Origin of the sequence: Myxococcus llanfairpwllgwyngyllgogerychwyrndrobwllllantysiliogogogochensis (genome assembly GCF_006636215.1) — a bacterium.
Classification (GTDB): Bacteria; Myxococcota; Myxococcia; order Myxococcales; family Myxococcaceae; genus Myxococcus; species Myxococcus llanfairpwllgwyngyllgogerychwyrndrobwllllantysiliogogogochensis.
Genome location: NZ_VIFM01000058.1, coordinates 42,618 through 50,006 on the forward strand (window position 1 = coordinate 42,618; position 7,389 = coordinate 50,006).

A 7,389-nucleotide genomic window follows, 5' to 3' on the forward strand; every position below is an offset into this window, starting at 1 on the left:
CCTGATCAGCGGGGATTCTGGCTGCTTCGAACGCGGACGTCGAACCTCGTCACCGCCAGCATGCCTTGTTCCCATCGCTCACCTTCTCCCACCAGCACGCGCTTCACCTCGTCGACCGAGGGTTGCAGGCCCGTGGGGGAGGCGGCCAGCCACAGCGTCAGCGGGCCGGACTCGCCCTCCAGGCTGACGCCGGAGAGGCCCTGGGGGTCCTGCAGGTCATGCGTTCCCGCCTCCAGCGCGAACGGTCCGAGCAACTGGGGCTCCTCGCCCGCGCGCTGCTGGAAGAGCAGGGCGGTGCCCGCCTCGGTGGCGTGGTAGCGAAGGAGGAGCACGTCGCGCGAGTCCACCTGGGTGTCCGGGTCCAACCGGCGCAGGCTGCCATCCGCGCCCCGAACCACCACCGCCAGCTCCAGCGCGATGCGCCCCACCTGGCCCTTCACCCCGGGCTCCTGGGACGCGGTCCCCACCTCCACCCCGGTGCCTCCCTGACGCAGCCGGGGCACCACGACCACCGCGAGCAGGCCCGCGGCCACGGCCCCGGCGATGAGGCCCCACTTTCGGGTGTCCAGCCGGGGCGCGCGCAGCCGCCGTCGCACCCGGGCGAAGCCCACCTCGTCCAGCGGCGCGTCGCTCCGGGGCGGGGCCAGGGCGAGGAGCACGGCGTCCACCTGTCCATCCAGGACGTCGGGGCCGGAGTGGGTGGCGAGGAAGCTTTCACACGCCTCACACGCGGTGGCCAGGTGCTCGCGGAAGTACTTCACCGCGTCCGGCTCACGACGGGCAAGAGCGTGTAGCGCCTCGTCATCCAGGTGTCTCATGACCTCTCACTCCCACCGACCGGCGAGCACTCGCCGCAGCAACTCTCTTTTGATACGGCCCCGGAAGCGCTCGAGTCTCATCGTCACGGCGCTTTTCCCCACGCCCAACTGCTCGGCAATCTCGCGCGCGGACAGCTCTCCTTCGATATAGAAAAGCTGGACTGTCCGCTTCTCTTCGCCCTCGGGCAGCTCGGAAATCAGCTGGCGGACCACCTCGATGTCGCGCTCGAGCTGGAGGGCCTCCGGAAGGGCCGGGACTGTCTCCGGTTCCGGGTCCGCGATGTCGTCTTCCAGGCGCCGCACGCTCGCCTTGCGCTCCAGCCGGGTCCGGGCCCGGTTGCGTGCGATGGACAGGAGCCACGCCTCGAAGGCCCCGGCTTCCTTGAGTCGGGGGAGGGCTCGGAACGCCCGGACGAAGGTCTCCTGGATGACGTCTTCCACCTCGTCCGGGTCCAGCGGGGCGAACCCCGCCATCAGCCTCGCCACGAGGGGGCGAGTGCGCCGGTACAGCTCACTGAAGGCGGAAGTCTCCCCACTCGCCGCGCGCCGCACCCACTCCGCCAGTCCCTCCGTGGAACCCACCTGTCCTCCAAGACCCCCGGCGGTGTCCGGTGGCCACGCGACTGGCTCGACTGGCCCCTGGCCACTCCAGGAAGCGGGCGGGGCGGGCCGCTTCCTACTGGCTCCCAGGGGGGGCTTGGAGAGAAGAATGCACCCCGCCGTTTCATTTTCGCGAAGGACCCCGCCATGCGCGTCATCAACTTCAACCCTGGCCCCGCCGGCCTGCCCCTGCCCGCCCTGGAGCGCGCCCGGGACGAGCTGCTCGACTTCCAGGGCTCCGGCATGTCAGTGATGGAGCACAGCCACCGGGGCAGGGAATACGAGGCCGTCCACGACGAGGCCATTGCCCTGCTGACCGAGCTGACGGGACTGCCGTCCACCCACCAGGTGCTCTTCCTCACCGGCGGCGCGTCGCAGCAGTTCGCCCAGGTGCCGATGAACTTCCTCACCCCCGACACGAGCGCGGACTACCTCATGACGGGCGTGTGGAGCGAGAAGGCGCTCGACGAGGCGAGGTACTACGGCAAGGCCCGCGTCGCGGTGACGACGGTGCGGCCCGACAAGCACTACACGCGGGTCCCCCGCCAGGACGAGCTGAAGCTGGACCCCCAGGCCTCGTACGTCCACCTGACGAGCAACAACACCATCTACGGCACCCAGTGGCACACGCCGCCGGACGTGGGCACCGTCCCGCTGGTGGCCGACATGAGCTCCGACTTCCTATGGAAGAAGATGGACCTGTCGCGCTTCGGGCTCGTCTACGCCGGCGCGCAGAAGAACCTGGGACCTTCCGGCGTGACGCTGGTGGTGGCGGACAAGGGCTTCATCGCGCGAGGGCGCAAGGACATCCCGAAAATCTTCCGCTACTCCGTCCACGCGGAGAACAACTCGCTCTACAACACGCCCCCCACCCTGGCCATCTACCTGGTGCGCAACGTGCTCGCGTGGATGAAGAGCGTGGGCGGCCTGGAGCAGGTGGAAGCGTGGAACCGCCAGAAGGCGGAGCTCTTGTACGGCGCGCTCGACAGGCTCTCCGGCTTCTACCGGGCGCCGGTGGAGCGCGAGTCCCGCTCGGTGATGAACGTCGTGTTCCACCTGCCCACGCCGGAACTCGACGCGGCCTTCGTCGCTGACGCGAAGCAGCAAGGAATGGTGGGGCTGAAGGGGCACCGGACGGCGGGCGGAATCCGGGTTTCCACGTACAACGCCGTGACTGTGGAGAATGTGCGCACCCTTGTCACCTTCATGGAACATTTCGTGAAGACCCGCGGGTAGTCTCCGTCGAACTCGCGGAACAACTCATCTGGAGGGTTTCATGAAAGCCACGCTGCCCGCCGTCGCGCTCTGCCTGCTGTTCGCCGTGCCCGCATTCGCCAAGGAAGTGGCCGGGGTGAACTATCCGGACACCGCGAAGGTGGGCGACAAGGAGCTGAAGCTCAACGGTGTGGGCCTTCGCAAGAAGGTCGTCTTCAAGGTCTACACGGTGGGGCTGTATCTGGAGACGCCGTCGAAGGACGCGGCGCAAATCATCGCCGCGGACGAAACCAAGCGCGTCCGCATGTACATGCTGCGTGACCTGGACAAGAAGACCATCACCGAGGCCATCTCGGACGGCTTCAAGAAGAACGCGGGCGCCAAGCTCCCCGCGCTCCAGCCCAAGCTGGACTCGTTCAACGCGTCCATCCCGGACCTGAAGAAGGGTGACGAGCTCATCCTGACCTACGTGCCGGGCAAGGGCACCGAGGTGAAGAGCACCAAGGGTGGCGAGGACATCTCCGTGGAGGGCAAGGACTTCGCGGACGCGCTCTTCTCGGTGTGGCTGGGCAAGGACCCGGTGGATGGCGGCCTGAAGGACGGAATGCTCGGCAAGGACTGAGCGAGTCGTCACTCCTCGCGTCACCTCGGGCGCCCCGTGTCTCGGTGAGAGGCACGGGGCGTCTTCGCGTTTTCGGGCGCCCTGGGTGACGCTTGAAATACGTGGATGCGTGGCGCGTAGTAGGAACGTGCCCGGCTGCACGGCGACGCCGGGTCTGATAGCAACCGGCCGGTCAGGAGGACGACATGGGTGGTATTTGCGCGTGGCTGGTGCTGGGTGGAATCGCCGGCTGGTTGGCGAGCATCATCAAGGGCACGAATGCGAAGATGGGAATCTTCGCCAACATCGCGACCGGCGTGGTCGGTTCGATGATTGGCGGCTGGCTGTTCAGCCTGCTGGGCGGCCGGGGCGTGACGGGGCTCAACCTCTATTCGCTGGCGGTAGCCACGGTGGGGGCGGTCATCCTCATCAGCATCGTCCAGGCGATACGCAAATAGCGGCCGGGGCCCCTCACGCCTTCAGAAGAGGCTGAGCTGGGGTGACGGCGGAGGCTTGCGCGGCGGACGCCGGAAGGTGTCCGGCGCGTCCTCGGTGATGTAGGAGGTGCGCAGGCCGACCTTGCGCGCCGTCGTGTCGAAGAGGCGGTGGATGGTCTCCGCGTAGAGGCCTTCGCCGCGCATGCGGTGCTTGAAGCGGGAGTCGTTGAGCTCCCCACCGCGAATCTCCCGGATGCGGTGCAGGACGCGCTCGGCGCGCAGGGGCAGCTTGGCGCGCAGGCGTTCCTCGAAGACGTCCTTCACGGGCCCGGGCAGGCGCACCAGGGTGAAGTGCGCGCGGCTGGCGCCGGCTTCACGCACGGCGGTGAGCACGCGGTGGATGTCCTCGTCGTTGAGCCCCGGGATGATGGGGGCCACGGAGACGGCCACGTTGAGGCCGGCCTCGGCCAGGCGGCGAATCGCGAGCAGCCGCCGCTGGGGGGAGGCCGCATAGGGCTCCATGGCGCGTGCGACTTCCGCGTTGTGGAAGGGCAGGCTGATGCTGACCCAGAGCCGGGCATCGCGCGAGATTTGCTGGAGCACATCGAGGTCCCGCTCGATGAGCACGCCCTTGGTGATGATGCCCACGGGGTTGCGGTACTCGGCGCAGACCTCCAGGCAGGCGCGGGTGAGGCGCATGGAGGCCTCGAGCGGCTGGTAGCAGTCGGTGACGCCGCTGAAGACGACGGTTTCGCCCTTCCAGGACGGGCGCTCGAAGTGCTCGCGCAGCAACTCCGCCGCGCGGGGCTTCACGACGAGCTTCGTCTCGAAGTCGGTGCCCGCGCCGAAGTCGAGGTACTGGTGCGTGGGCCGCGCGTAGCAGTACGCGCAGGCATGGAGGCAGCCCCGGTAGGGATTGACGCTCCAACTGAAGCCCACGTCCGGGCTGTCGTTGTGCGAGACGACCTGCTTGCTGTGGTCTTCAAAGACTTCCAGCCGCGACGGAGGAATCTCGTCGAGGTACTCCACCGCGGTGCTCGCCCACGGGTTGGGCGGATTGTCGATGGGGCGCGCCTTCACGCGCACAGGGTGGGGCTGAAATTCCGTTCAGTCAAGGGCTAGAAGAGCGAACGATTTTTTCTGGTCGCGGTTGAGGTGGAATGCGCTCCGGGTCCGTTTCCTGTCGGTAGCATCAACGTCAAGCAGGAGCTCTCGAGCATGAAGTCTCTTGGAATGAAGCCGCTTCTGACAGTCCTGTCAGTGCTGGTGGTCTCCCTGGTGGGATGCGGGGTTGCGGAGGAAGCGTCCCACGTCTCTCCTGGTTCCACGTCCCAGGCCCTGGCCGGACCCTATGATGCGTGGGTTGCCCGCCACGCGCTCACCGCCGCCCAATACCAGACGGAGTTCAATACCTGGACCGGGCAAGGCTATCGCCTCTCCTATGTCAGCGGCTACGAAGACGGAGGCAGTGTCCGTTACGCGGCCATCTGGGAGCAGACGAGCGGCCCGGCCTGGCGGGCCTTCCACGGGCTGACCTCCGCGCAGTATCAGACCACCGCCGTCAATCAAAACGCGCAGGGATACCGCCCGGTGGTGGTCAACGGCTACAGCGTCGGAGGCGTCGCCTACTTCGCGGTCATCTTCCATTCGGACGGGGTCGCCGCGTGGGTGGCCCGCCACGACCTGACCGCGGCCCAGTACCAGACGGAGTTCAACACCTGGACCGGGCAGGGCTACCGGCTCGTGCACGTCAGTGGCTACACGTCCGGTGGCGCTGAGCGCTATGCGGCCGTCTGGGAGCAGACCAGCGGGCCGGCGGCGCGGGCCTATCACGGGCTGACAGCGGCCCAGTACCAGTCCACGTTCAATACCAACGCGTCCCAGGGCTACCAGGTCGCGAAGGTCAGCAGCTACAACGTGGGCGGCACGGACCGGTATGCGGCCATCTTCCATGCGTCAGCGGGGATTCCGATTGCCGCGCGTCATGGCCTCACCTCCGCTGGCTACCAACAGGCCGCGACGGACCTCAAGAACCAGGGATACCGCCCCGTCGTGGTGGCGGCGCACAACAATGGGAGCCAGCCCGAGTTCGCGCTGGTCTGGCAGAACCTGACGTTCAGCGCGGCGGACCTGCGGCACATCGACACCACCGTCCAGCAGGCGATGTCCAACACGAACACCGTCGGCCTGTCGCTGGCCATCACGCGCCGCGGGCGTCTCGTGTTCGCCAAGGGGTATGGCCTGGCCGACCAGGCCAACAGCACCCCGGTCAACTCCTCCCACCGCTTCCGCGTCGCCAGTGTGTCCAAGCCGATGACTTCCATCGGCATCATGAAACTGATTGAGAACGGCCAGATTCAACTGACGGACCGCGTCTTCGGCCGGGGCGGATTGCTCGGTGAGACGTACGGCGCGCAGGGCACCTACCGGGACAGCCGCGTCCTGAACATCACGGTCCAGCAACTGCTGGAGCACACCGCGGGCGGCTGGGACAACGACGGCGCGGATGGGACGGGTGACCCCATGTTCATGAACACGAGCATGACGCACGCGCAGCTCATCCAGTGGGTGTTGCAGAACGTGTCGCTCGAGTTCGCGCCGGGGACGACGTACCAGTATTCGAACTTCGGCTACAGCGTCCTGGGTCGCATCATCGAACGCGTCACGGGGATGACCTATGACGCCTATATGCAAAGCCAGGTGTTCACGCCCAGCGGCGCCACCAGCTTCGCCGTCGGAGGCGATACACTGGCCGCGCGTCTGTCGAACGAGGTCGCCTACTACCAGCTTGGCGCGGGGGCCTTCAATCCATACGGCATGCCGGTGCGTCGCATGGATGCGCACGGCGGCTGGGTCGTCACGCCCATCGACCTGCTGCGCGTCTCCGTTCGAGCGGATGGGTACTCGACCGTCCCGGACCTGCTGAGCACAAGCTCGCTCACCACGATGACCACGCGCACGACGGCGCCCGATACCTTGGGCAACCCCGTCAACTATGCGAAGGGCTGGTCCGTGAACAGCCTCCCCAACTGGTGGCACGGCGGCTATGTCCCGGGCACCCTGGCCCTGCTGGTGCGGACCGATGACCGCTATGGGCCGAACCGCGCCGAGGAGTTCACCTGGTCCGCCATGACCAACTCCAACAACAGGGCCGGCTCGGGCACGTCGGACATCAACCTCGACAGCCTCATGTGGAGCGTCGTGAATGGCGTCAGCGCCTGGCCCGCGCACGACCTGTTCTAATCACGGCTCGTGGGACCGGCGGGGCTCGCAAGCGCCTCCGCCGGTCCGTTGGTGCGCTGTCCCGCGGGAAGGACCTTCCTCCCGTCGGTGCGTCCGATAGTCCGCGGCCAAGGTCAAGACCGGGGAGCAAGAGCCGGCGGCCCGCTCACTCCGAGTGGCCGAGCCCGGTCCATGTCGTCAGCGTGACGCCCGAGTACGCCGAGTACACGCGGAGGCCGACGAAGTACGTGCCCGCCGTCGGCGCCGTCAACGTGCAGGTCTCGGTGTTGCCGCCGAGATAGGGCCGACATTGGTAGGCCGTCGTCGTCGGGGCCGTGCCGAAGTTGACATAGAGGTCCGCGTCACCCGTGCCTCCGCTGAGCGCGAACGTCACGGCCGATTGGCCCGAAGGGACATCGACCGTCCAGTAGTTGAAGTGGCCGACGATGCTGTCCGCGATATTGATGATCGGGTCCCAGGGCGGTGGGGGAGGAGG

8 protein-coding genes are annotated in these 7,389 nt (G+C 67.3%); 4 read left to right on the forward strand and 4 right to left on the reverse strand.

Annotation, left to right across the window (positions count from 1 at the left end; all coding sequences use genetic code 11):
- Nucleotides 1-5 precede the first annotated feature (5 nt).
- Both FJV41_RS16890 and FJV41_RS16895 read right to left on the reverse strand, forming a co-directional pair.
- On the reverse strand, nt 6-818 hold the full coding sequence (locus tag FJV41_RS16890; protein WP_141643524.1) for a hypothetical protein: 813 nt from the start codon (nt 816-818) through the stop codon (nt 6-8).
- 6 nt (nt 819-824) lie between these two features.
- A complete protein-coding gene (locus FJV41_RS16895; protein WP_141643525.1) occupies nt 825-1,400 on the reverse strand; it encodes an RNA polymerase sigma factor in 576 nt (191 codons plus the stop codon).
- Between the two features lie 165 nt (nt 1,401-1,565).
- Here FJV41_RS16895 and serC point away from each other — a divergent pair, with 165 nt between their 5' ends.
- The 3 genes from serC (at nt 1,566) to FJV41_RS16910 (ending at nt 3,692) form a co-directional block, all read left to right on the forward strand.
- Nucleotides 1,566-2,654 (forward strand): 3-phosphoserine/phosphohydroxythreonine transaminase, encoded by a 1,089-nt coding sequence (gene serC, locus FJV41_RS16900; protein ID WP_141643526.1) that lies wholly within the window; start codon nt 1,566-1,568, stop codon nt 2,652-2,654.
- Nucleotides 2,655-2,694: 40 nt separating this feature from the next.
- Nucleotides 2,695-3,255 (forward strand): chalcone isomerase family protein, encoded by a 561-nt coding sequence (locus FJV41_RS16905; protein WP_141643527.1) that lies wholly within the window; start codon nt 2,695-2,697, stop codon nt 3,253-3,255.
- Nucleotides 3,256-3,440: 185 nt separating this feature from the next.
- Nucleotides 3,441-3,692: a GlsB/YeaQ/YmgE family stress response membrane protein gene (locus FJV41_RS16910; protein WP_141643528.1), complete on the forward strand. Its 252-nt coding sequence runs from the start codon at nt 3,441-3,443 to the stop codon at nt 3,690-3,692.
- A 21-nt stretch (nt 3,693-3,713) separates the two neighbouring features.
- Here the strand turns inward: FJV41_RS16910 and FJV41_RS16915 are convergent, their stop codons facing one another.
- Nucleotides 3,714-4,751: a PA0069 family radical SAM protein gene (locus tag FJV41_RS16915; protein ID WP_141643529.1), complete on the reverse strand. Its 1,038-nt coding sequence runs from the start codon at nt 4,749-4,751 to the stop codon at nt 3,714-3,716.
- A gap of 153 nt (nt 4,752-4,904) precedes the next feature.
- Here FJV41_RS16915 and FJV41_RS16920 point away from each other — a divergent pair, with 153 nt between their 5' ends.
- Nucleotides 4,905-6,914: a serine hydrolase gene (locus FJV41_RS16920; RefSeq protein WP_246137245.1), complete on the forward strand. Its 2,010-nt coding sequence runs from the start codon at nt 4,905-4,907 to the stop codon at nt 6,912-6,914.
- Between the two features lie 145 nt (nt 6,915-7,059).
- On the opposite strand, the gene FJV41_RS16925 is transcribed toward FJV41_RS16920, so the two are convergent.
- Nucleotides 7,060-7,389 (reverse strand): PPC domain-containing protein (locus FJV41_RS16925; RefSeq protein ID WP_181790697.1); only part of this gene is annotated, 330 nt, incomplete at its 5' end.